20 protein-coding genes and 3 pseudogenes are annotated in these 25,731 nt (G+C 44.0%); 16 read left to right on the top strand and 7 right to left on the bottom strand.

The features are described 5' to 3' along the window. Positions 1–2,031 (bottom strand): annotated as a pseudogene (locus tag AAFM34_RS21005) (PAS-domain containing protein); the annotation flags it as partial. Positions 2,032–3,608: 1,577 nt separating this feature from the next. Then, positions 3,609–4,784, bottom strand: a complete 1,176-nt coding sequence (locus AAFM34_RS08065) for a 3-phenylpropionate MFS transporter (protein ID WP_341661705.1) — start codon at positions 4,782–4,784, stop codon at positions 3,609–3,611. 193 nt (positions 4,785–4,977) lie between these two features. Between AAFM34_RS08065 and AAFM34_RS08060 the strand changes: the two genes are divergently transcribed. The 11 genes from AAFM34_RS08060 (at position 4,978) to fis (ending at position 16,614) form a co-directional block, all read left to right on the top strand. Further along, positions 4,978–6,804, top strand: a complete 1,827-nt coding sequence (locus tag AAFM34_RS08060) for a putative nucleotidyltransferase substrate binding domain-containing protein (protein WP_341661754.1) — start codon at positions 4,978–4,980, stop codon at positions 6,802–6,804. 2 nt (positions 6,805–6,806) lie between these two features. Continuing rightward, positions 6,807–7,460: a 3'-5' exonuclease gene (locus tag AAFM34_RS08055; RefSeq protein ID WP_341661703.1), complete on the top strand. Its 654-nt coding sequence runs from the start codon at positions 6,807–6,809 to the stop codon at positions 7,458–7,460. A gap of 218 nt (positions 7,461–7,678) precedes the next feature. Further along, positions 7,679–9,625, top strand: a complete 1,947-nt coding sequence (acs, locus tag AAFM34_RS08050) for an acetate--CoA ligase (protein ID WP_341661701.1) — start codon at positions 7,679–7,681, stop codon at positions 9,623–9,625. A gap of 367 nt (positions 9,626–9,992) precedes the next feature. Continuing rightward, entirely contained in the window at positions 9,993–10,442 is a 450-nt protein-coding gene (gene aroQ, locus AAFM34_RS08045) for a type II 3-dehydroquinate dehydratase (RefSeq protein ID WP_341661699.1), read from the top strand. Positions 10,443–10,509: 67 nt separating this feature from the next. Then, positions 10,510–10,974 (top strand): acetyl-CoA carboxylase biotin carboxyl carrier protein, encoded by a 465-nt coding sequence (gene accB / locus AAFM34_RS08040; RefSeq protein WP_341661697.1) that lies wholly within the window; start codon positions 10,510–10,512, stop codon positions 10,972–10,974. A 15-nt stretch (positions 10,975–10,989) separates the two neighbouring features. Further along, entirely contained in the window at positions 10,990–12,333 is a 1,344-nt protein-coding gene (accC, locus tag AAFM34_RS08035) for an acetyl-CoA carboxylase biotin carboxylase subunit (protein WP_341661695.1), read from the top strand. A gap of 178 nt (positions 12,334–12,511) precedes the next feature. Next, positions 12,512–12,784 carry a YhdT family protein gene (locus AAFM34_RS08030; protein ID WP_341661752.1) on the top strand — a complete coding sequence of 91 codons (273 nt, stop codon included), beginning with the start codon at positions 12,512–12,514 and terminating at the stop codon, positions 12,782–12,784. A 1-nt stretch (position 12,785) separates the two neighbouring features. Then, complete coding sequence (gene panF / locus AAFM34_RS08025; RefSeq protein ID WP_341661693.1) at positions 12,786–14,222, top strand: sodium/pantothenate symporter; 1,437 nt, start codon at positions 12,786–12,788, stop codon at positions 14,220–14,222. A 75-nt stretch (positions 14,223–14,297) separates the two neighbouring features. Then, positions 14,298–15,185 (top strand): 50S ribosomal protein L11 methyltransferase, encoded by an 888-nt coding sequence (prmA, locus tag AAFM34_RS08020; RefSeq protein ID WP_341661691.1) that lies wholly within the window; start codon positions 14,298–14,300, stop codon positions 15,183–15,185. 141 nt (positions 15,186–15,326) lie between these two features. Beyond that, a complete protein-coding gene (gene dusB / locus AAFM34_RS08015; RefSeq protein ID WP_341661689.1) occupies positions 15,327–16,295 on the top strand; it encodes a tRNA dihydrouridine synthase DusB in 969 nt (322 codons plus the stop codon). Positions 16,296–16,317: 22 nt separating this feature from the next. Continuing rightward, positions 16,318–16,614: a DNA-binding transcriptional regulator Fis gene (gene fis, locus AAFM34_RS08010; protein WP_000462885.1), complete on the top strand. Its 297-nt coding sequence runs from the start codon at positions 16,318–16,320 to the stop codon at positions 16,612–16,614. 66 nt (positions 16,615–16,680) lie between these two features. On the opposite strand, the gene AAFM34_RS08005 is transcribed toward fis, so the two are convergent. After that, positions 16,681–17,403: a serine protease gene (locus AAFM34_RS08005; RefSeq protein ID WP_341661687.1), complete on the bottom strand. Its 723-nt coding sequence runs from the start codon at positions 17,401–17,403 to the stop codon at positions 16,681–16,683. Positions 17,404–17,576: 173 nt separating this feature from the next. After that, complete coding sequence (gene zntR / locus AAFM34_RS08000; RefSeq protein ID WP_341661685.1) at positions 17,577–17,981, bottom strand: Zn(2+)-responsive transcriptional regulator; 405 nt, start codon at positions 17,979–17,981, stop codon at positions 17,577–17,579. Between the two features lie 297 nt (positions 17,982–18,278). On the opposite strand from zntR, the gene purH reads away from it, so the two are divergent. Then, positions 18,279–19,889 carry a bifunctional phosphoribosylaminoimidazolecarboxamide formyltransferase/IMP cyclohydrolase gene (gene purH, locus AAFM34_RS07995; protein WP_341661683.1) on the top strand — a complete coding sequence of 537 codons (1,611 nt, stop codon included), beginning with the start codon at positions 18,279–18,281 and terminating at the stop codon, positions 19,887–19,889. A 105-nt stretch (positions 19,890–19,994) separates the two neighbouring features. Then, positions 19,995–21,281: a phosphoribosylamine--glycine ligase gene (gene purD / locus AAFM34_RS07990; protein WP_341661681.1), complete on the top strand. Its 1,287-nt coding sequence runs from the start codon at positions 19,995–19,997 to the stop codon at positions 21,279–21,281. Between the two features lie 40 nt (positions 21,282–21,321). On the opposite strand, the gene AAFM34_RS07985 is transcribed toward purD, so the two are convergent. After that, a complete protein-coding gene (locus tag AAFM34_RS07985; RefSeq protein WP_341661679.1) occupies positions 21,322–22,026 on the bottom strand; it encodes a DUF1481 domain-containing protein in 705 nt (234 codons plus the stop codon). Between the two features lie 45 nt (positions 22,027–22,071). After that, the gene (hupA, locus tag AAFM34_RS07980; protein WP_341661677.1) at positions 22,072–22,344 is read right to left on the bottom strand and encodes a nucleoid-associated protein HU-alpha; all 273 of its coding nucleotides are present in this window, start codon (positions 22,342–22,344) and stop codon (positions 22,072–22,074) included. Between the two features lie 399 nt (positions 22,345–22,743). Here hupA and AAFM34_RS07975 point away from each other — a divergent pair. Continuing rightward, positions 22,744–23,835: pseudogene (locus tag AAFM34_RS07975) on the top strand (CNNM domain-containing protein). Between the two features lie 29 nt (positions 23,836–23,864). Here the strand turns inward: AAFM34_RS07975 and AAFM34_RS07970 are convergent. After that, positions 23,865–24,452 (bottom strand): DUF416 family protein, encoded by a 588-nt coding sequence (locus AAFM34_RS07970; protein ID WP_341661675.1) that lies wholly within the window; start codon positions 24,450–24,452, stop codon positions 23,865–23,867. Positions 24,453–24,522: 70 nt separating this feature from the next. Here AAFM34_RS07970 and AAFM34_RS07965 point away from each other — a divergent pair, with 70 nt between their 5' ends. Both AAFM34_RS07965 and AAFM34_RS07960 read left to right on the top strand, forming a co-directional pair. Beyond that, positions 24,523–25,446, top strand: coding sequence for a D-2-hydroxyacid dehydrogenase (locus tag AAFM34_RS07965; protein ID WP_341661750.1), 924 nt, complete (start codon positions 24,523–24,525; stop codon positions 25,444–25,446). A 20-nt stretch (positions 25,447–25,466) separates the two neighbouring features. Beyond that, positions 25,467–25,625, top strand: a pseudogene (locus AAFM34_RS07960) (uracil-DNA glycosylase family protein); the annotation flags it as partial. Positions 25,626–25,731: the final 106 nt, after the last annotated feature.

Raw genomic sequence — 25,731 nt, 5'->3', positions numbered from 1 at the left:
TCACTCTAGGGCTCTTAGCGCCTCTTTCTCAGAGACACGATTTAATAAAGTTCTAAGCTTAAGGGGCTTAACTGGCTTGGGGATAAAGTGAAAGCCATTGGAGTGAATACCATCCATCATATCTTGGGTTCTATCGGCACTAATGATGATACCTTCAAACCGGTTACCTAGCCTCAACCGACATTGCTGCAGAACCTCAAGTCCTGTTCTGCCATTGTCGAGTCGGTAGTCCGATAGAATGACATCAGGTTTCCAGCCTTGTTCAAGGCATTTTAAGCCAGATAAAATATCAGTAGCAGTACGAACATTGCATCCCCAACGTCCCAGCAGGTTTTCCATACCAGTTAAAATATCAGGCTCATTATCAACACATAAAACATTTAGCTGATAAAGCGTCGTATCTAGCTGAGGCTGAGAGTGGGGTTTTTCCTTAGCCAAATATATCCCTCGATTGAGAGTGATTGAAAATACACTTCCTTTACCAGGCCATGAACGCATTGATATTTCATGCCCTAGAACATGTGCAATCCCTTTCGATATAGCTAGCCCAAGGCCAAGACCTTGGTCAAAGCGAGCCTGATTACCTCGATTAAACTCCTCAAAAATTTCCTGCTGTTTATCTGGAGTTATTCCAACGCCATTGTCCCACACCTCTATCCGGGCTTTTTCCCCTAGTCGCCGAGCTCCCAAAACAACTTTTCCTTTTGGGTTATATCGAAAAGCATTACTTAAAAAGTTTTGTACAACTCGACGCAATAATTTCGCATCAGACAAAACCACAAGTTTACTATGTACCGTGTCAAACTGAATTCCTTGCTGCTGTGCGAGTACACTAAATTCAGCATCAAGATTTGATAGCACATCACTCACCGCAAATCCGTGTACATTAACATCGAGCTTCCCTGACTCCAGCCGAGATATGTCAAGAAGATCGCCTATCAGGTCTTCCGCAGCTTCCAAGGCGGTTTCAATATGCCGAGACAAACGCTGAGTTTCTTTCTCTTTCGCCGTTTCCGACAGCGAAGAAGCAAATAGACGCGCAGCATTTAGGGGCTGCATCAAGTCATGACTAACTGCGGCTAAAAAACGTGATTTGGATTTAGATTCATGCTCAGAACGCTGGGTTGCCGATACCAAGCATCGGTTCAATTGTTCCAGTTCATGAGTTCTTTGATGAACACGCTCTTCCAAGCTTTCGTTTGCCTCTTTTAATGCTCTCTCTGCATCTCGAAAAACCGTGATATCAGAAAAGCTCATTACAAAACCACCACCCGGCATAGGATTACCCTGAACTTCAATTACCCTTCCATCTGGTCGAATTCTTGAAGAAGTGTGCTTGGTCCCTTTATTGAGATGGTATAAGCGCCGACGAACATGCTCTTCTGGATCGCCGGGGCCACATAGACCTTGCCTAGCGTTATGCCGAATGACATCAGCAATAGGCCTGCCAACTTGTATAAACTTGGCTGGAAAGTTAAATAATTCCAGATAACGCCTGTTCCATGCCACTAGCCTCAGCTGCTTATCGACCACGGCAATACCTTGACCAATATGCTCAATTGCCCCCTGAAGCATACCTCGGCTAAAGTCATACAGCTCCGATGCTTCATCAACAATTGTAGCTACCTCTTCCAATTGCATATTTCGGCCTTGTAGAGCCGAGGTTAAAACCAACTTGGCAGAAGAAGAGCCAAACACACCAGCCAATAGCCTTTCCGTATGACGTATCAGATTAGGTGGCGCTTGATGGCTAGAAATAACTGGCTGACCATAGTCCTGTCCATACTGCTCGTAAGCAGCCCTAGCACGCTGACTGCCAACAAAACGTGCTGCTAACATTTCTAGTTCACCAATGGTCACCTTACTTTGATAGAGACTAATATTGTCACTTTCCGCAGATGGGGAACCAATGAAAGTTCCAGACTGCAGGCGTTCACTTAAACTTGTTCGTGTAAACAAAGAAACAAATAAATAGCCAGAGGCATTAAATAGTAAACTCAGTATCATGCCCCAATCGGCACTTTGTATACTGAATGGTAAAACCAGACCAGGAGGTGTGATCAGCCAAGTGATGATCTGACTATTTATCTCTCCACCGAACACTCCCGGCATCTGATTCAAAAGCGTCATTAACCAAACAGAGAAGCCTAAGCCTAATCCGACATAAACACCGTTACGATTTCCTTTTCGCCAATACATTCCACCCAGTATTGCTGGAGCAAACTGAGCAACAGCAGCGAAAGAAAGGAAACCGATCGTCGATAAAGAATGAACGTTTCCTAGAACATGATAAAAGGTCCAGGCACCGAGAAGCAGAACGATAATAAGGCCACGGCGAACTATCAAAAGCGAGTTAGAAAAGTGGCGGTGTCTGTGTTGAGCTAACCTCGTCCGTCGCAGTAGCAAAGGCAAGACTAGATCATTTGACATCATAATTGCTAAGGCAATCGTAGAAACAATCACCATACCACAAGCCGCTGAGGTCCCTCCTAGAAAAGCAATTAAAGCAATATTTTCCGCACCGAGAGCCATGGGTAAACTAATCATATAAGTGTCTGGGCTTGTACTACTTAGAATTTCTTGTCCAACCCAAGCAATAGGTAAAACAAACATAGCCATCAACAACAGATAGAGAGGAAAAACCCAGCGAACCAATCGTAAATCTTGTGCTCGTTCATTCTCCACTACCATGGTATGAAATTGGCGAGGCAAACATAATATCGCCAACATGGTTAGTACAGTATGAATAACAAAAGTGGCAAGATTAGGAGACTGATAGGTTTTCTCTGCAATTGACAACAGTTGAATATCGCTACGCTCAAACGAAATAAATAAAATGAAACAGCCTACAGTCAGAAAGGCACCCAGTTTAATCAGGGACTCAAACGCTATTGCCTTCATCATACCGCGATGATGCTCAGTACTATCAATATGACGCGTACCAAACAAGACAGTAAACATCGCCAAAGCAGCCATGACAAACCATGAGACATCAATACCCTGCGTCGTCACCATTGTGAATAGGTCTGGAGAAATCAGCTCAAGACCCATAGTTATCGCACGCAACTGCAAAGCTATGTATGGCAAAATACCAACAACAGCAATAATGGTCACAACAGCAGCCAAGCCTTGCGACTTCCCATAACGAGCCGCAATAAAATCGGCAATTGAAGTGATATTTTCACGTTTAGCAGTAATTAACAGGCGTGCTAGTACTCGCCAAAAAACGGCAAACACAAGGATAGGTGCGAGGTAAAGAGGCACAAAAGACCATGGATTAGCGCTTGCTTGTCCAACCGTGCCATAAAATATCCAAGATGTGCAGTACACGGTAATCGATAAACTGTAGATTATAGGGCGCCAATGCGCCAACCAACTGGACTTTCGATCCCCATACCAAGCAATGAAAAATAGAAATCCGAGGTATGTCAATGATACGGCGATCACCAGCCAGGCTTGCATCCGTTTTCCTCATTCTCTGTGATTGTCCAGCTCATTGGACATAATGAAAACCACCTACTGGAGTAGGAGGCTGAAAATAAAAAAGCCTCTCCTATTAGGAGAGGCTTATTTAACTCACTATACCAACTTAACTCAATTGGTTGTATTCAATTCTGTGCTTCAGTATCCATAACAGAGCATTGCCCACGGTAAGGCTCAACATGTATAAACAAGGCCACGATACCCATTGCAGCCATAATCCAAAACACATTCGCCCCCCAATATTCATAGCCCCAACCGCACAAGGCTGTAAGCAATGCAATAACCGCTCCTAAAGGAATGGCATTATAGAGTGCTTGCAAGGCAACAATTCTATTAACATCAGAATGTTGAATATATTGAATGGCAGCAATATGAGCAAGGCCAAAGGTCACCCCATGTAGGAGCTGAATTACGATAAGGCCTGAAAGCGCAGTTGTTGACGCAGTTAGCCCCCATCGAACAGCAACGCCAACTGAAGCAACGACAAAAAGCGTTCTTAATGACCAGCCGGTAAATAACCTTTTGCTAAAAGCAAATACAGCGACTTCTGCAACCACACCTAAACTCCACAGATACCCTATCGTATCTTCAGCATGCCCGACTTCTTTCCAGTAAATTGCACTAAAACCATAATAAGCTGCATGGCTTCCTTGAATAAGAGCAACCAAAGCCAAGAATTTAACAACTGAGATATCTTTGAGCATGTCTCCAAGTTTAGGACGATACGCAGCCTCTTTTTCTACTGTTTTCGGCATGGGCTTAATACTACGCATAGCAAATAAAATAGCGCATAGCATACCTGCAGCTGCAGTATACAAAATCATCTCACTGCCAAACTCAGCGGCTAAATAACCCACAACCGTTGACCCAACAATAAAGGAGACAGATCCCCACAGACGAGTCCGACCATAATCAATCATTTTTATCCGTGCATAGTAATTAGCTATTGCATCGGAAAGCGGCACAATGGGACCGAAACATAGATTGAATAACACAGTAGCTAGAGCCATTAACCAAAAGCTGGTTGTCGCGAAAAAGTGGAACATCACAAATAGAAGCGCGGCAATACTTAACCAGCGCAAAGCAGGCATAAACTGCTCCACCTTGTGAATCCGTGGCGTAATGACCATGTTAGCGACACAACGGGTAGCAAAGCCAATACCAACTAACAAACCGATATCAGTGGCTGAAACGCCCTGGTCTTCAAACCATAATGCCCAAAAGGGTAGATACACACCGTAGGCAAAGAAAAAACCAATGAAATACTGAGATGTCCAATGAAAAGGAGAAGTGGTCAACATATCCGCCTCGGAAAGAATATGAAATCTGATGCGACATTATCCCTATTTATCAGGTCAATAAAAGGGAATATTTTATAAGTTTTCTTTTCCGGGTAACCTCTCGACTAACCAGTATTCGACCAAAGTCGTCTGGCAACAAACAGTAAAGTTGTCAAACTTGGCCAGGGCTTACTTATCTAGTTTGAGGCTAATGGTGCCAGAAAAGTTTAACATTGACTTACCTCCTTTCAATTGCCTAAACGAAAACCAAAAAAACACACTGTTAGGCTCTTTGGATATTGCGTATTTTCGCAATAATGAGCCCCTATTAAAAACAGGCGATGAAAGTCATTACCTACATGTTATTATCAAAGGGCTTGTTGAAGAGAGAAGTGCGGATGGGAACGAGATTTTTGCTCATTACATCCATGATGATATCTTTGATGTTCGCGCCCTATTTAGCGATAAGATTCGACACGATTATATCTCGTTAGAAGATACCTTAGTGTACCTCTTACCACGGGCCATATTTGTTGAGTTGTACCACGAGAACGGTCAATTCGCTGCCTATTTCGACACTAGATTGGCCAAGCGTCAGAAACTTCTAGAATCGGCGCAAAGACAGAAAAACTTAGCTGAATTTATTCTGACTAAAGTTGACTCAAATTTATGCCACCCTCCCCTGATTCTCAACCCAGATCTACCAATCCAAGAAGCGACACTAGCTCTTAAAGACTCAGGTTGTGACGCTGCACTGGTGAGATTACATCATGATGACTCCCGCTTAGAGAAAGGCCAGCACCCACTTCCGTTTGCAATTATCACCCGAACTGACATGCTCCATGCTGTGATATTGGAGAAGTGTTCTAGCAATACCCCTATTAGTGCCGTCGCAACCTATCCCGTTCTTTTGGTAAACCAAGGTGACTTTCTATTTAACGCCATGATTACTATGACTCGCCATCGTGTTAAACGACTTATGGTTTCTGATGGTCATGAGGCGGTTGGCATGCTCGACATGACGCAAATTCTCAGTGCCTTCTCAACCCACTCTCATGTCTTAACTTTGAGTATTGCTCGCGCAACAAGCGTGGAAGAATTGGCAACAACATCAATTCGCCACAGGTTACTGGTCGATAGCCTATTTACCAAAGGGATCCATATTGACTTTATTCTCGAGCTTACCTCTGCAATCAATGAACAGATCATTGAAAAAGCGTTTGAATTAATTGTACCTCCAGCTATCCAGTCGAAATGTTGCTTAGTTGTTCTTGGTTCGGAGGGGCGCGGGGAGCAGGTCCTAAAAACAGATCAAGACAACGCATTAATTATCCAAGACGAATTTAACTGGCCAGAATGCGGTCAAGTCATGGCTGAACTGACTAAAACACTCAACCAATTAGGCTACCCTCTTTGCCCTGGCAACGTCATGGTCAATAATTCTGCATGGGTGAGAAATCAGCACACATGGGTAGAGACACTCAGCCTTTGGGCTAAAACAAGCTCAGCCGATGACGCTATGAAGCTGGCCATTTTTTCTGATGCTCATGCGGTAGCGGGAAATAAGCACCTGATCACACCGATTCGTCATCACCTGAAACTTACCATGCACAACAACATGCTAGCGCTACAAAGTCTAACTCGCCCTGCGGTGCAATTTTCTCTCCCTTTGACATTATTGGGCAATGTAAAACATGACAAACAAGGTATTGATATTAAAGCAGGGGGGATTTTTCCTATTGTTCATGGTATCCGTTCTCTAGCACTTGAGCATGGGTTAGACACCACCAATACATTTAAACGTATTGAACAACTTCGCTCAAAAAAAATCCTCGAGCCCGATACAGCAGATAATCTTACTCAGGCTTTAAAACTCATGTTTACACTTCGCCTGCGCCAGCAGCTAGACAAGCAACACACCCACAATCATATAATACTTGAAGGGCTTGACAGAACGGAACGAGATCTGCTGCGCCATAGCCTTCATGTCGTTAAGAAGTTTAAACAATTTCTCAGCTTTCATTATCAAATCAGAGATTAAAAATGAACTGGCTACAGCGTAGGTATTGGTATTATAAGCTCAAAGATTCTCCGTACCGAGCCTTGTTTGCCCATATTAAAAAGGGAGAATATGTCTCTATTGATTGCGAGACGACGGGATTAAACCCCAAACTTGCAGAAATAGTAACGATAGCCGCGACTAAAATTGTCGATAATCGAATCATTTCCAGTCAATCTTTCCAAGTACAACTCCAAGCCCCCAAATCTTTGAGCTCAGATTCAATAAAAGTACACCAATTACGCCATTCAGACCTTTCAGCTGGCCTCGATGAAAAACAAGCCATGATCAAATTACTTGAGTTTACTGGCAATCGACCTCTCGTCGGCTATCACATTCGTTACGATAAGAAGATCCTCGATCTGGCTTGCAAACGCCAGCTTGGTTTACCAATGCCTAACACCATTATCGAAGTCAGTCAGATCTATTACGATTTACTGGTTAGACACCTACCGAATGCTTATTTTGATCTGAGTTTGAAAGCTATCTGCCATCACCTCGACTTACCAGTCAGAAACAGACATGATGCATTGCAAGACGTCATATCCGCCGCCTTAGTGTTTGTGCGCTTGAAAAAAGGCGGACTACCAAGCCTGCACGTTTCACTAAATAAGCTCAAAGATGGACAAAGCAGATAAATCCACTGAAAAGGTGAAAATTCACCCACTCATATTGAAACAAAAAATCAAAGACAAAACATTCATAACACCTAGTGTCTAATCTCTCATCCTAAAGTCTAATTGTCGAATAGGCCCAAGTACTAGAAAGTGATAGCCATAGTAATTTTCACAACTAGACGTTGTTTTAAATGGACACTTGCTCAACTGTCAATGACTTGAGCACAAGGAGAAAAACCATGAGTGAAGCCCATATTTATCCGGTAAAAGAGAACATCAAAAGCCATACCCATGCGGATAATGACACCTACCTTTCTATGTACCAAAAATCGGTCACTGACCCAGAAGCCTTTTGGGGGGAATATGGAAAAATAGTTGACTGGATAAAGCCTTTTACTCAAGTAAAGAGCACTTCGTTCGATACTGGCCATGTAGACATTAAATGGTTTGAAGATGGCACGCTTAACGTGTCGGCAAACTGTATCGACCGCCATCTCGCCGAGCATGGAGACGAGGTTGCCATCATCTGGGAAGGTGACTCACCTTCTGAAGACACATCACTTACATTCAATCAACTCCACCAGCAAGTGTGCCGCTTTTCCAATGCATTAAAAGCTCAAGGCGTCAGCAAAGGTGATGTCGTTTGCCTCTATATGCCTATGGTGCCTGAGGCTGCAGTCGCCATGCTGGCTTGTACTCGAATTGGCGCAGTTCATACTGTGGTATTTGGCGGCTTCTCGCCAGAGGCACTGTCAGGGCGAATTATAGACTCAGATGCAAAAGTTATTGTCACTGCCGATGAGGGCGTGCGTGGTGGACGAAGCGTTCCACTCAAGAAAAATGTCGATCAGGCCTTAGCCAACCCCAAGGTCAAAACCATAGAGAAAGTTTTAGTACTAAACAGAACTGGTGGAGCCGTAGATTGGCACCCTGAACGTGATGTTTGGTGGCATGAAGCAACCGCCTCTGTTTCTGATCATTGCCCGCCAGAAGAAATGAAAGCTGAAGATCCTTTATTCATTCTTTACACCTCAGGTTCCACTGGAAAACCTAAAGGCGTACTTCATACGACGGGCGGTTATTTGGTTTACGCCACGATGACATTCAAGTATGTATTTGATTACCAACCAGGAGAAACCTTCTGGTGCACCGCTGATGTAGGCTGGATAACTGGTCATACTTACCTTATCTATGGGCCGCTCGCCAATGGGGCGAAAACGATTCTATTTGAAGGGGTACCCAATTACCCAGATACCAATCGCATGAGTCAAGTCGTCGATAAACATCAAGTCAATATTCTTTACACAGCTCCAACAGCAATACGGGCTTTGATGGCTAAAGGTGACGAAGCAATAAAAGACACATCACGTAATAGCCTGAGAATTATGGGCTCAGTCGGTGAGCCTATCAACCCAGAAGCATGGGAATGGTACTACCGAACTATTGGTAATACTCAGTCTCCCATTGTTGACACTTGGTGGCAAACCGAAACTGGCGGCATTCTGATTACGCCATTACCGGGAGCAACTGAGCTTAAACCAGGTTCCGCTACTCGGCCATTTTTTGGTGTTCAACCTGCACTCGTCGATAATATGGGCAATATAATCGATGGAGCAGCAGAGGGAAATCTCGTCATTCTCGATTCATGGCCAGGCCAAATGCGCACCGTCTACGGAGATCACGAGCGCTTTGAACAAACCTACTTCTCAACCTTCAAGGGCATGTACTTCACTGGCGATGGTGCACGGCGCGATGAAGATGGCTACTACTGGATCACCGGCCGTGTTGATGACGTTCTCAACGTGTCTGGTCACAGGATGGGGACAGCTGAAATCGAGTCAGCGCTCGTCGCATTCGATAAAATTGCTGAAGCTGCCATTGTCGGCATCCCTCATGATATTAAAGGCCAAGCCATTTACGCCTACATCACTCTCAATGATGGTGAGTTTCCAAGTGCAGAGCTACATAAGGAAGTTAAAGATTGGGTTCGTAAAGAGATAGGCCCGATTGCAACGCCAGATGTGTTGCACTGGACAGATTCTTTACCTAAAACTCGCTCAGGTAAAATTATGCGGCGCATCCTACGCAAAATTGCCACTGGCGATACCAGCAACCTAGGTGACACATCTACCCTTGCTGACCCTAGCGTTGTAGATAAACTGATTGCTGAAAAAGCAACACTTTGATAAATATTCTGCTCATATGTCAGTAGAGCGCCGGTTTTGAAGCTCTGCTGGCGTAACGTCACTATTTGTATCGAAATACATTTAAATAAGATAATGCCGTCACAAATGTGGCGGTTTTTTATTCGTTGGAACCTATCTATTACACCAAAGTCCAATTCAAAGTCGCCGAATTTGTTACCTTGATAACAATTTTACGTTTTCGATATAGGAGATTAGACCAGTAATTTGCTGCTAAATGTAATGAATTAGCTATAATCTGTGTCTATTTTGAAGACTCAGCATAAATTTTGACAAAATATTCATGCTGAGTCGGCAATAATATGGGAAAATTCCAGTTCGTCTCATGAAGTAGGAAGATAGCAGCACAATGACAGCCAAATCACGCATTCTTGTCTTAAATGGTCCAAATTTGAACCTGCTGGGGCTACGCGAGCCAAACCACTATGGCTCTCAAACCCTAGCACAAATTATCGACATATTAGCCAAGCAAGCTCAAAGCGCTGGCGTCGAGCTAGACCACCTACAGTCAAACCGCGAATACGAATTGATTGAAAAAATCCATGAGTCTTTTGACAAAGTGGATTTCATTATAATCAATCCTGCTGCCTTTACACATACGAGTGTAGCGCTGAGGGATGCCCTACTTGGTGTCTCGATCCCATATATTGAAGTGCATTTGTCCAATGTGCACGCAAGAGAGCCATTTCGCCAACATTCTTATCTTTCAGATAGAGCACAAGGCGTTATTTGTGGCTTGGGTGCACAGGGATATGAGTTTGCTTTGTCTGCCGCGATAAAAACGCTGCAAACCAAGTAACCTACATGAACATACTCTGCAGCTCTGTTCGAGCTGTCTTATTAACAAGATAAAAGAGAAAGAAAAGATGGATATCCGTAAAATTAAAAAGCTTATCGAATTAGTTGAAGAGTCTGGCATTGCAGAGCTAGAGATCTCTGAAGGTGAAGAATCGGTACGCATTAGTCGTAACGGCGCGGGTATGGCACCTGCACCTGTACATTATGCCGCTCCTGCACCTGTTGCAGCACCAGCAGCTGCCCCTGTAGCAGCGCCTGCAGAAGTTTCTGCACCTGCAGAAAAGCAAGCTGTACCAGCGGGGCACCAAGTGCTTTCTCCTATGGTAGGTACTTTCTACCGCGCTCCAAGCCCTGATGCAAAGTCGTTTATTGAAGTCGGCCAATCTGTATCAGCAGGTGAAACGCTTTGTATCGTCGAAGCAATGAAAATGATGAACCAAATCGAAGCGGACAAATCTGGTGTTGTCACAGCTATCCTAGTTGAAGACGGTCAACCCGTTGAATTCGACCAACCACTTGTTGTTATCGAATAATAGAGGCTGTCTCTTATGTTAGATAAATTAGTCATCGCGAATCGAGGCGAAATCGCTCTTCGTATACTTCGCGCATGTAAAGAGCTCGGCATCAAAACCGTAGCTGTGCACTCGACAGCTGATCGCGACTTAAAACACGTTCTGCTTGCTGATGAAGCGATTTGTATCGGCCCAGCTCGTGGTATCGATAGCTATCTGAATATCCCACGTATTATTTCAGCAGCCGAGGTCACAGGGGCTATTGCCATTCATCCGGGCTACGGTTTCCTATCTGAGAATGCAGATTTTGCTGAACAAGTTGAACGCAGTGGCTTCATTTTTGTTGGCCCTAAAGCTGAAACCATTCGCATCATGGGCGATAAGGTTTCTGCCATCAACGCTATGAAAAAAGCAGGTGTACCATGTGTTCCTGGCTCTGATGGCCCGCTAAATGACGATGAATCAGCCAACAAAGCACACGCAAAACGCATCGGTTACCCAGTAATCATTAAAGCCTCTGGCGGTGGTGGTGGTCGCGGCATGCGTGTGGTTCGCTCAGAAGGCGATCTGGTTGAAGCTATTGCCATGACTCGAGCTGAAGCGAAAGCAGCTTTTAACAATGATATGGTTTACATGGAGAAATTCCTTGAAAACCCACGCCATGTTGAAGTTCAGGTCATTGCGGACGGCCAAGGTGGTGCTATCCACTTAGGTGAGCGTGATTGCTCTATGCAACGTCGCCACCAGAAAGTTGTTGAAGAAGCGCCAGCGCCTGGTATTACCGCAGAGATGCGCAAATACATTGGTGAGCGTTGTACTCGTGCTTGTCTTGAAATCGGTTATCGCGGAGCGGGTACGTTTGAGTTCTTGTATGAAAATGGTGAGTTCTACTTCATTGAAATGAACACCCGTATTCAGGTAGAGCACCCTGTTACCGAGATGGTAACTGGCGTTGATCTTATCAAAGAACAACTGCGTGTTGCGGCAGGCCAGCCACTGTCATTTACTCAAGATGATATTAAGATCCGTGGCCATGCTGTGGAGTGTCGTATTAACGCTGAAGATCCTGAACGCTTCCTTCCTTCACCGGGTAAGATTGAGCGTTTCCATGCTCCAGGGGGCATGGGGGTTCGTTGGGAGTCGCATATATACACAGGCTATACTGTACCTCCTCACTATGACTCCATGATTGGCAAGCTTATCACCTTTGGTGAGAATCGTGACGTCGCCATCGCGCGTATGAAAAATGCGCTTGGTGAGATGATTGTCGAAGGCATTAAGACTAATGTACCTCTTCAAGAAAGCATAATGAACGATGAGAACTTCCAACACGGAGGTGCCAACATTCATTACCTCGAGAAGAAATTGGGCTTACAATAAGTCCAATAAGATTTTATCTTTCCAATAGGCAGCATCCGCTGCCTATTTTTATTTTCTACTTACGCTGTGGCACTCTACCCTCAGTTTTGCCACAATGGCTCCCTTTTAGTTGTAGAGCATTAACGGGTATTTTATATTCGCTCTCTCCTTTCAATGATTATCACGACTTGATTAGATGATGAAAACCTTACCTGAGCGCTATCGACAAGCGAATAAGGAAGCTAAATGGGCAGTATTCCTAGCTTTAGCCTATTTTGTTTGGTGGTATGTATTTGCCTATCTCATTTTTCCAAACCAACCGAGTGAGACACCTCCTGATCTATACTGGGGGCTACCTTTATGGTTTCTCTTTGCCTGCGTCATTGGACCTATTCTTTTCACCCTGCTGTGCGCACTCATGGTGAAGTTCATCTATAAAAACATGCCTTTCGATGTAGAAAAAGAGACTTAACGTGAACAGTGAACTCATCATCCCGCTTATCATTTATTTAGTTGTTGTATTTGCAATTGCTATTTATAGCCAATCCTCCCGACACAACAGCCAAAACTTTCTTAGCAATTATTTTCTTGGCAACCGCAGTATGGGCGGCTTTGTTCTAGCTATGACACTCGCTGCAACATATGCGAGTGCAAGTTCATTTATTGGTGGCCCTGGAGCTGCGTATAAAATGGGGCTAGGCTGGGTGTTACTGGCAATGATCCAACTTCCTGCCGCTTGGCTGACATTGGGGGTCTTGGGCAAAAAGTTTGCTATCGAAGCCAGACGCCACAATGCTCTCACCCTTAACGATATGCTCTATGCAAGGTATCGTAATCGTACAGTAGTGATCCTAGCTTCCATCACACTATTATTGGCTTTCTTTGCCATCATGGTAGTGCAGTTCGTTGGCGCCGCACGCTTACTTCAGACAGTGACGGGACTAAGTTATCTGCAAGGGTTAACTGTGTTTGCCATCACTGTGGGCGTATATACCACAATCGGCGGTTTTCGCGCTGTTGTTGTCACTGATGCTGTGCAAGGCATAATGATGATCATCGGGACGATCGCCCTGTTGTTTGGGGTCATCCATGCAGGAGGAGGTCTTGGTAAGCTAGTCACTGATTTACATCAAATAGATCCAAGCCTTATCACTCCATATGGGCCAGATGACTTTCTCAGCCAGCCGTTTATGCTGAGCTTTTGGATACTGGTTTGCTTTGGCGTCATTGGCCTACCACATGCTGCGGTTCGCTGCATGTCATATAAATCTAGCCAGTCTCTGCATCGCGGTATGATAATCAGTACTACTATGGTCGCATTTCTTATGCTGGGCATGCATTTATCCGGCGCTTTAGGCCGAGCATTAGTGCCAGAAATTGATAGTCCTGACCAAATCATGCCAACTTTGATGGTGACTGTGTTGCCTCCCGCGATTGCAGGTATATTTTTGGCCGGACCAATGGCCGCAATCATGTCAACCATTGACTCCCAATTGATCCAAGCGTCAGCAACCCTGCTCAAGGATCTCTACCTTAATTACGTCTCCCCCAAAACAAGCTCTCCTAAAAAGCTATCCAGACTATCATTTTGGATCACTGGCATTTTTTCAGCTTTAGTGTTTGTTGCAGCCATAAATCCACCTGATATGATCATATGGCTTAACCTTCTTGCTTTTGGTGGCTTGCAAGCCGTCTTTCTCTGGCCTTTAGTTCTGGGGTTATATTGGAGAAAAGCATCCGCTATGGGCGCTCTGTGCTCCATGCTCATCGGCTTGATATGCTACACCAGCCTTTCTGTGATGAAGCCCAACTTGTTTGGTGTCCATGCCATTGTACCAACATTAACTTTAGGTCTTATTACCTTCGTTCTGATTAGCATCATCCATCCAAATAGGACCACGAGTGAATAAATGCGAGCTTTTTGTACAATAGGAAGAACATGATAGAATCCGTGCCCACAAACCACCGCCAATATCGGATAACCCATGCCTTGGATTCAAATTAAGCTCAACGCAACCAATGATAATGCAGAACAGATCGGTGACATGCTAATGGAAGAGACCGGAGCTTTATCGGTCACTTTCCTTGATGCTCAAGACACACCTGTGTTTGAACCCCTACCGGGTGAAACCCGACTATGGGGAGATACTGATATCTTGGCTTTATACGATGCCAACGCAGACACCCAGTTTATTATTGAGCAGATCAAATTAAGCGGACTTCTGGCTCATGATTTTGCTCATAAAATCGAACAACTTGAAGATAAAGACTGGGAGCGCGAATGGATGGACAACTTCCATCCAATGAAATTTGGTCAGCGTTTATGGATTTGCCCAAGCTGGCGAGAGGTTCCTGAACCTGATGCTGTCAATGTTATGCTTGACCCAGGACTCGCCTTTGGAACAGGTACTCACCCAACCACAGCTTTATGCCTAGAATGGTTAGAAAGCCTAGATTTATCAGGCAAGACTGTGATTGACTTTGGCTGTGGATCAGGGATTTTAGCCATAGCAGCCATAAAATTAGGCGCGCAAAAAGTGGTGGGTATTGACATAGATCCACAAGCCTTAATCGCATCAAAAGACAATGCTGAGCGCAATGGCGTTGCAGACAAGCTGGAAGTTTACCTGCCACAGGAACAACCACAAAACTTAGTTGCCGACGTTGTGGTTGCAAACATTTTAGCAGGGCCACTGCGTGAACTTTCAACTGTGATTACCTCTCTCGTCAAACCAAACGGCGAGCTTGCGATGTCTGGCGTGCTTGATACTCAAGCCCAAGATGTCGCAACCTACTATAGTGACGCATTTAATATTGAGCCGATAAAAGAGCTCAATGAATGGTGCAGAATTGCTGGGCAAAAATTCACTTAAATAAGACTTTGTGCATTAATTGACTGATTTTTCGGCATTTTACTAAAACAATTTGTAAATGCTCAAATATTAGTCTTTTCACAGCGTGAAAAAATGCGTAAAATGCGCGCCCTTGCTGGTATAGAACTGTGATTTAGTGTTTTGAAAATCGGAACTCATAAACTCGAGAATAATCTTATCGTTGCCCCCATGGCGGGAGTTACCGATAGGCCCTTTCGTGAGTTGTGTCTCCGCTATGGTGCAGGGATGGCTGTCAGTGAGATGATGTCGTCAAACCCAAAGCTATGGAATACATCTAAGTCAAAACAGCGTATGGTACATCAAGGCGAATCGGGCATTCGCTCTGTACAAATAGCAGGAGCAGATCCTCAACTTATGGCTGATGCTGCTCAGTTTAGTGTTGAAAATGGTGCACAAATCATTGATATCAACATGGGCTGTCCTGCTAAAAAAGTGAATAAAAAGCTGGCGGGCTCAGCATTGCTTCGCTACCCGGATATCATTGAAGATATTCTCAAGGCGGTGGTCAATGCAGTAGATGTCCCTGTGACACTAAAAACTCGTACCGGCTGGGACCCAGACAATAAAAACTGTGTTCAAATCGCTAAATTAGCCGAAGACTGCGGCATACAAGCTCTCGCGCTCCATGGGCGCACCAAGGCCTGTATGTACAAAGGAGAGGCCGAATATGACAGCATTAAAGCGGTTAAACAAGCAATCTCAATTCCGGTTATCGCTAACGGTGATATCGATAGCCCAGAGAAAGCAAAGTATGTGCTTGATTACACGGGCGCAGACGCTTTAATGATTGGACGCCCAGCCCAAGGGCGACCATGGATTTTTCAGGAAATCCAACATTTTTTGGAAAACGGCACCACGATGCCCGACCTTCCAATTTCGGAAGTTAAGGACATCCTGCTTGGCCATGTAAATGCTCTACATACATTTTATGGTGAGTACTTAGGTCCACGTATCGTGCGAAAACACGTGGGTTGGTACCTAAAAGAACATGAACAAGCAAGTGAGTTTCGCCGTACCTTCAATGCTATCGATGTGGCTGAGCTGCAACTTGAAGCGTTAGAAGGTTATTTTGATAACGTTGCATCATAATTAGAGAAGAGCTAGACCGAATATGTTCGAACAAAACCTGACTTCAGAAGCCTTAACAGTAACTACAGTAACTTCACAAGACCAGATTACTCAGAAGCCTTTACGCGACTCTGTTAAAGCATCCCTTAAAAACTACTTGGCTCAACTAAACGGGCAAGAAGTCACAGAGCTATATGAGTTAGTTCTAGCTGAAGTAGAACAACCATTACTAGATACCATAATGCAATACACTCGCGGTAACCAAACTCGCGCAGCAACTATGATGGGTATCAACCGCGGCACTCTTCGTAAGAAACTAAAAAAATACGGCATGAACTAATTTGTTCATCGCATTGTTATAAATACATAAAGCCGCGATTTAATCGCGGCTTTTTACTCAGTTGATTCAATTACCTTTAACTAAAAGTGTATCCGACGGTTCCTGCCATTCCATCGCAACATAATGCTCACCGTAATATTTCTTCATCTCGCTATCAAGCGAATCTCGAGCAAAATTTAAAGCCACAAAAATACTGATCCTATCCAGACCATGAGACTGGCCGTTTACCAGCTGAATATCAGACGGGACAGCCCTTGCCGCAATAATTCCGACCAGTGAACCATCTTGATTGTAGACCCCACCACCACTCATCCCGTCTTGGACAGGGGCATCCATGATACTAGCTGGACACTTGTCAAAGTAATGAGAGTCAATAAATGTCAAATCAAGGCGATAAACCCCCTCCCCTTTCAGCACACTGCCTCCAGGGCTCATTCCGAATGTTTCCACACTTTGATTTGGATAAACCAAGCCAAACTTGGGCTGATGATTAAGTGTGTTCCTAGACTCAACTATCGCAAGATCACATTGGGGGTGGTAGGCTATGACCTTGTCATAATTGAGCTTAGCAACATGGGCAACAGTAAGACTAAGTTCTGGAGTGATTGGTGTGCTAGTGCCAAAGCCAAAAAATAATAACGGAATACCTGTTAACTCATAATCGAGATCAGGGTGTTGCTCTACCACAGTTAGTTGACCGTTACTGCCTGTACAACCCGCTAAAATAATAAACAACAGTAACGTACATAAGCGCGAAATTGAATATAACAAATTGCCACAAAGGTTCATCCTTCACCCCTTAGTTATGTTTGCCCTGCCAAGGTTGGTATAGCTGTAGCACCAAATCAAACGGCGCTACTTTAAGTGTAGGAATTTGTCACAAGAAAGGTTGGGTAAAAGCAGCATTATGTGACTTAAATTTATTCACATAAAAATCAAAGACTTAGAGTTAAGCTTGTTATTTACTCACTGGCTAAAGCGGTTAAAATTGAGCAGTGGCTCGCATTATCATCCACATGGCCACAACAAGCATCATTAATTTTCTTGAGAGCCGCACGAATCCTTGTTAGTTCCGAAATTTTTTCATCAATGAGTATGAGTTTCGCTGTCGTAATCGCTTTTACTTCAGCGCAACTATGCTCAGTCGCTTCCAAATTGATGTCTAACAATTCTCGGATTTCTTCAAGGCTTAAGCCCAAGTCTTTTGCTCTAAGTATGAAACCCACTTGTTTCTGATTTTCTTCATTATATAAACGATAGCCAGACTCACTGCGCCCAATAGGCTTAATCAGACCATTTTTTTCGTAAAAACGAAGCGTATCAGTGGTTACACCACAACGTTTTGCAAGTTCTCCTATCTGGAACATAGCGACCCTTATTATCTATTTCGTTAATTTTCATCCCAAAGTACGCCATTTTTATAATAACTTCACTCATGCCAAACGATTGCGCGAGCTTTTTTGTAATAAATTAGTTAGAATATGCGCACTTTAATTAGGAGGTGATACAAACTCTAATCAGGACAAGGTCTTTGCCAAAACTGACCGCCATCTTAATACCTAGACTTGCTCTAAGTATTGTAAGAAAATCTCAAGAGCAGGTTCATTTTTGGCAAATATCTTTACCAAACGTATTAACTCTGTGATTTTGAGGAAAATAGTAGCATGACTAACGCTCGTCCTATTCGCCGCGCATTAATCAGCGTATCAGATAAAACCGGTATTATTGAGTTTGCCCAAGCTCTTGCAGACCGTGGTGTTGAACTGCTTTCAACAGGCGGCACTGCTCGCCTATTAACAGAAAACAGCATCTCTGTCACTGAAGTATCAGATTACACTGGTTTCCCAGAAATGATGGACGGCCGTGTCAAAACGCTTCATCCCAAGGTTCATGGTGGTGTGCTAGGTCGCCGAGGACAAGATGATGAAGTGATGGAAAAGCATGACATCAAGCCTATCGACATAGTGGTTGTCAATCTATATCCATTTGCAGAAACCGTTGCTAAACAGGGTTGTACTCTTGCTGACGCAGTCGAAAACATCGATATTGGCGGTCCCACCATGGTGCGTTCCGCAGCGAAAAACCACAAAGATGTCACTATTGTTGTCAACACAAGAGACTATGATCGCGTAATCGCCGAAATGGATGCTAACGAAGGTTCTCTTAATCTAGATACACGTTTCGATCTTGCTATTGCCGCATTCGAGCACACAGCAGCATACGATGGTATGATCGCTAACTATTTTGGTACTATGGCTCCTTCTCATCACATCTTATCATTGGATGAAGAAGGAAAGGCAGCGGACAAAGATTCAAAATTCCCACGCACTTTCAATCAGCAGTTAATCAAAAAGCAAGATATGCGCTATGGTGAAAATAGTCACCAAGATGCAGCTTTCTATATAGAAGCTAACCCTGAAGAGGCTTCAGTTTCAACCGCTAGACAAATTCAAGGAAAAGCACTGTCATATAACAATATCGCGGATACAGACGCTGCTCTTGAGTGTGTGAAAGAATTTGATGAGCCAGCTTGTGTGATAGTTAAACACGCTAATCCATGCGGCGTCGCTCTGGGCAAAAACATTTTAGAAGCCTATGATCGTGCTTATAAAACCGATCCGACCTCGGCATTCGGTGGCATCATAGCCTTTAACCGAGAGTTAGACGCCGAAACAGCTAGTGCTATTGTTGAGCGTCAGTTCGTTGAGGTCATCATTGCCCCTTCTGTTTCTTCACAGGCAATTGAAATTGTCGCAACGAAGAAAAACATTCGTTTACTCGAGTGTGGTCAATGGTCAACTAAAACAACAGGCCTCGATGTTAAACGTGTTAATGGCGGCTTGCTAGTACAAGACAGAGACCAAGGTATGGTTAGCCTAAATGATCTAAAAGTAGTGTCTAAACGCCAACCGACTGACGAAGAGCTTAAAGATGCACTATTTTGCTGGAAGGTTGCCAAGTATGTTAAATCAAATGCGATCGTTTATTCAAAAGGCGATATGACCATAGGTGTTGGCGCTGGACAGATGAGCCGTGTTTACTCTGCGAAAATAGCAGGTATTAAAGCAGCAGACGAGAACCTACAAGTCGAAGGCTGCGTGATGGCATCTGACGCCTTTTTCCCATTCCGTGATGGTATAGATGCTGCAGCAGAAGCTGGGATTAAGTGTGTAATCCAGCCTGGCGGCTCGATGCGTGATGATGAAGTCATCTCTGCTGCAGATGAGCACGGAATGGCGATGATTTTCACAGGTATGCGTCACTTCCGTCATTAATTTTTCATTTTCGTTGGCACGATTGTGATGTTCTGGCTCCTTATCTTCCCAGCAATAGTGTCAACAAGTCGAAAAACGATATTTTGAAATCAAGGAATTTTGAATATGCAAGTTTTAGTTATTGGTTCCGGTGGTCGCGAACACGCACTGGCATGGAAAGCTGCACAAAACCCCAATGTAGAAGTTGTCTATGTTGCGCCAGGTAATGCTGGCACCGCACTAGAGCCAAAGTTAGAAAATGTTAATATCAAGGTTGAAAGCATTTCTGAGTTGGTCTCATTTGCACAAGAAAAGAACATAGAACTCACCATAGTTGGACCAGAAGGACCTTTGGTTATTGGTGTCGTTGATGCTTTCCGTGAGGCTGGTTTGCCGATTTTCGGTCCAACACAAGCAGCAGCGCAACTAGAAGGCTCTAAGGCTTTTACCAAAGACTTCCTCGCTCGTCATAATATCCCAACAGCAGCCTATGCAAACTTTACCGAAATTGAGCCAGCGCTTGCCTACGTGCGGCAACAAGGAGCTCCTATTGTGGTCAAAGCCGATGGCTTAGCTGCAGGTAAAGGGGTAATTATCGCCATGACCTTAAAAGAAGCGGAAGATGCGATTCAAGACATGCTGGCTGGTAATGCTTTTGGTGACGCGGGCAGCCGAGTCGTTATAGAAGAGTTTCTCGATGGAGAAGAGGCAAGCTTCATTGTTATGGTCGATGGGAAGAATGTTCTGCCTATGGCCACCAGCCAAGATCACAAGCGTGTGGGAGAAAAAGACACTGGCCCCAATACAGGCGGTATGGGTGCTTACTCCCCAGCACCGGTTGTCACACCTGAAATCCATGAGCGTATTATGCATGAAGTTATCTACCCAACGGTTCGCGGTATGGAGGCAGAAGGACACCCTTATACGGGCTTCCTTTATGCTGGCTTGATGATAGACAAAGCAGGAACATCAAAAGTCATTGAGTACAATTGTCGCTTTGGCGATCCTGAAACACAGCCTATCATGATGAGAATGGAATCCGACTTGGTCGAGCTATGTCTAATGGCCATCGATGAAAAACTCAATCAGGCTGAGTCTAAGTGGGATCCTCGTGCATCTATCGGCATTGTTCTCGCCGCTGGTGGTTATCCACTAGAGTATGCAAAGGGTGATGTTATCTCTTTACCAAATTCACCACTAACTGACCAAAAAATATTTCACGCAGGTACAGCGCGAAATGATGCGGGAGAGGTTGTGACTAATGGGGGCCGAGTTCTCTGCGCCGTTGCATTAGGAGATAGCGTTTCACAGGCCCAAAAGCAAGCGTACGAACTTGTTGAGACCATTAGCTGGAAAGGCATGTTTTATCGTAATGATATTGGTTACAGAGCGATAGAGCGCGAAAAAGCTTAAATAGGCATTCAATTCAAAAAGGCGCATTTAGCGCCTTTCTTCATGGATTGCTGTCTTCTTTCAGTAAGCTAGGCCGCTCGACACACTTGTGCCCGTCGTCTGAAAGCAGCAATAAGTCTTCGACCACGACACTTTTATTGCTTCTAGCACCAACGAAAGCGACATAATTTTCCACATCAGATAATCGATTTACCACAAATGATGGCAATGTCTGATTAAATTCTAGGTGATCGTAGCTCTTACCCTCACATGTTTCAAAGTGAGTTCCATCCCAGAAACCTTGAATCAATCTAAAGCCTTTTTTATCTTGAGCTTTTGCGACACTCGCTGCTCTTTTAGCCTCATCGACATAGTGAGCCAGTTCAGTAGGTTTAATAGGAAGTATTTTTCCATCAAGACGGTACTGCTGATAAATGGCCTCTCCATCTTTATTAAAACGAATATGGATACGATAGTTAACTAGAGCGTCATTTTTGAGTCGCTCACCTTCACGAATCATCTCTCTGAGTTTGCTTTGATACCAGCGATAATCACTATGGTACCAACCATACTCACCTGCAGTAACATAGTCTGCGGCAGAGCTTGGCGAAGCTGATTTTTCCGTGTACCAATAGAGGCTAGTTGCATCTCCAGCACTTTTTCCACCGGTATAGTAAGAAAATTGTTCTTGATTAGGCAATGGCGAGCTGGAAGAACAGCCTAAAATTAAAGAAGTGATTAGTGAAGAGAGTAGAAGTTTTTTCATGGCTATGATGCGCCAAGACGGAAAGCCATCTTGGCGCCTTTTAAATTATTTTACAGCGTCTTTCAAAGCTTTACCTGCCACAAATGCTGGAACGTTCGCCGCAGCGATTTGAATCTCAGCACCTGTTTTAGGGTTGCGACCCGTGCGAGCCGCACGGTGGTTAACTTTAAACGTACCAAAACCAATTAGCTGAACTTGGTCACCCTCTTTAAGCGCACCTGTCACTCCATCGAGAGTTGCTTCAAGCGCTGCTTTAGCTTGAGCTTTAGATAAATCTGCTTTCTCTGCAATAAAGTCGATTAATTGGGTCTTGTTCATTAGGTTTCCCTTCTTATAGGTTATCGAGTTGTGCTCACTCTAAAACATAAATGCCCTATCTGGCAAAGGTTTGTAAGCGATCTTTCGCTTTAATGACGTACTTTTAACCATAATATGAGTATTAACTCACAATTTGTTACCTTGGTCTCCTTTTTCACTGCTTGTTTTCGAATGCTAACAGCCTTATTTATAGGATATTAGTTTCAAAGAAGCCTGACATGGTGGGGGCTGGAGCCATTACAGAATGCATAGATAAATGTCAATTTAATATTGATAAAAATAAAATCATATGCGCTAAACCATGATTAAGCCTTTTGTTATATTCACTATTAGCTGTACAAAAATCACATTCAAAGACTTGGATACAATTAAACAAAGTCATACCAACATAGGAAATTTATGTTACTGCTCACCATATACGTCTCAATCGCCATCGGTATATCTTTTATTTGCTCCGTACTGGAAGCGGTATTGCTTAGCATTACACCTAGCTACATTGCACAGCTTCGCCAACAAGCACACCCAGCAGCAGAGAAATTGGCACGATTAAAAGCAGACATAGATCGCCCGTTAGCTTCCATTTTAACGCTTAATACCATAGCGCATACGATTGGAGCCGCAAGCGCGGGCGCATAAGCAACTGTGGTCTTTGGTAGCGAGTGGCTTGGAGTATTCTCTGCGATATTAACTCTAGGGATACTGGTGCTTTCAGAAATTGTGCCTAAAACACTCGGAGCAACATACTGGCGTCAGCTCGCCCCATTAACAGCGCTAGCACTACGTTGGATGGTTTGGGCGCTCACACCATTCGTCTGGTTCTCAGAGCAAATAACAAAACGATTGGCCAGTGGCCATCAACTACCAAAAATGCGCGAGGAACTCTCTGCCATGGCACTGCTAGCGAGAGAAAGTGGAGAGTTTGCTGAAGGAGAGACAAAAATCTTGAGCAACCTCCTCGGCATTCAAGGAGTACCTGTCACCCAAGTAATGACGCCTCGACCCGTGGTATTTAGAGTCGAGGCAGAGATGACTATAGATCAATTTCTATCTCAGCATCATGACACGCCATTTTCAAGGCCTTTAATATACAGTCAATCCAAAGATAACATTTTAGGTTTTGTACATCGCCTAGAGATATTTAAGTTACAACAAGTTGGGGGTGGTAATAAACAACTCGGGGCCGTCATGCGCCCAGTCCACGTCATATTAAATACATTATCCTTACCCAAGGCCTTCGAGCAGATGATGGCCAGAAGGCTTCAACTGTCAATGATCGTTGACGAATATGGCACTATACAAGGCATACTGACTCTAGAGGATATTTTTGAACACCTGGTTGGCGAGCAGATCGTTGATGAAGCTGATAGAGCTCCAGATATGCAGCAGCTCGCTTTTGAACGGTGGGAAAAATGGAAAACCAAGCACGGAGTTATTGAAAATCGAGATGAGGATGACGCTGCTCTAGAAGAGAATGAAAAGAAAGAGAAGTAAACACGGGGCTTTATAGCCCCCTTAACTCTTCACAGTGACAAGCCTATATTACTTACACCTTCTTCTCTAAGCTCAAACCGCAGGTCTTTTATCAAATCGATGTCTCTTTCGTTAACATCTCTAAGAGGACGAAAAATTGCCCATTGCACATCCCATTCCTCACTGACCGCTTGATTATCCTTTTGATTGTCATTGGTTAACTGGATACCAGTTTGAGCCTGCTCAAGCTCAGCGACGGTTTGTACTGACAACTGACTCACCTTCTGCATACTTTCAAAAAGATCATCTCGATCAAGTAAGCCATGTAATAGTGTAGATAAGCCCACGCAAGCATCAATTGCAGGATAAACACCATAAAACTCAAAATCTTCTGAGCTAGGGATAATCTCTTCAAGTTTTTCTAGCTGACGTTCATAATTGACTTTAGCGTTCTTTACCGTTAGCTGCTCCCAAACACTATCGAGAATATCGCGATAAATCCGAGATTCACAGAAGGCTGCACTTTCGCAAAACTTCGCATAATTGGGATACATGCGTTCACACAGACATGCCATAAAGGTAATCTGCTTCCATGGTTCTAACTTTTCAAGGCGAAGTTGGAGAGGGTTCTGTAGCATAAAGGCTCATTGGTTCAGAAATGGACTGCAGAAGTGTACTTGATAACCAAAATAGAAAAAAGCCAAGATGATGAAGAAATTCACCAATAAAGTCTATTTACTGACCGAACACAATGAGACGTACCAATCACTCTTAGAACAAAAACAGTTAACTGATCTCGAAATTGTCACTAATCCTTGTGATGCGAGTATCCTTTTAGCTTCACCACCATTAGCGGTAAAACGATTGGATGAGTTTCCAGAGCTTGAGTGGATTCAATCTGTTTATGCTGGCGTGGATGCCATGTTCAAAGTCAAAACAGACGATTTCATCCTTACTAATGTTAAGGGGATCTTTGGTCAACAAATATCAGAATATGTTATTGGCTATTTAGTTCAGCATTTTCGTCATCTTCCTCATTATCACGAGGCACAGTATCTATCAAGCTGGCAACCCAAAAACTATCGTACTTTAGATAAGCTAACCATGCTCACACTTGGGACAGGCTCAATAGCTAGTCATCTAGCAAAGGTGGCTCAAGCTTTTGGCATTAAGGTGTTAGGAGTCAATCGAAGTGGCATACCATCAATCAATTCCTCGTTTGATGCCACTTATCATATCCAAGAGCTCGACAGTGTCTTAGCCAAAGCTGATATCATAGTCAATATATTGCCTAGCACACCTCAAACGCATCATATACTCAACGAAACTAGTTTATCTCATTGCTCGTCTGCCTTATTATTTAACGTTGGACGTGGTAACGCCATCTGTGAGAAAGGCCTACTTTCAGCACTTGAAAGCCAATCAATTAAACACGCATTTCTCGATGTCTTCGAACAAGAGCCCTTAGATAAATCCAACCCTATGTGGCGCCATCCATCCATCACGATTACACCACATATTGCCGCGCTCAGCTTTCCCGACAAAGTTATCGAAGTTTTCGCAGAAAATTATCAGCGCTGGCGAGATGGGTTTAGCTTGATTAATCAAGTTGACTTAACAAAAGGTTATTAATGCTCGATAAGCTACTCAACACTGAAACCGTTCGGCTTTGGCAGCAATGGGCTCCTGACTATGTACCTTTACCTAACCCTTCGCCTCGAAACACACTATGGCTGCGACGCAATCCATGGTTTGAATCTGAGATGGTTCCGTTTATCAGACAACATGTCCGTGAGGTCTTGAAGCCTTAGAATTGATTTGGGCTTTGAAAACAAGAAAACCCCAGCATTGCTGCTGGGGTTTAGAAGAAGTGGCGGAGCGGACGGGACTCGAACCCGCGACCCCCGGCGTGACAGG

Origin of the sequence: Vibrio sp., from assembly GCF_038138445.1 — a bacterium.
Lineage (GTDB): Bacteria > Pseudomonadota > Gammaproteobacteria > Enterobacterales > Vibrionaceae > Vibrio.
This window is presented reverse-complemented; position numbering and strand designations above follow the sequence as displayed.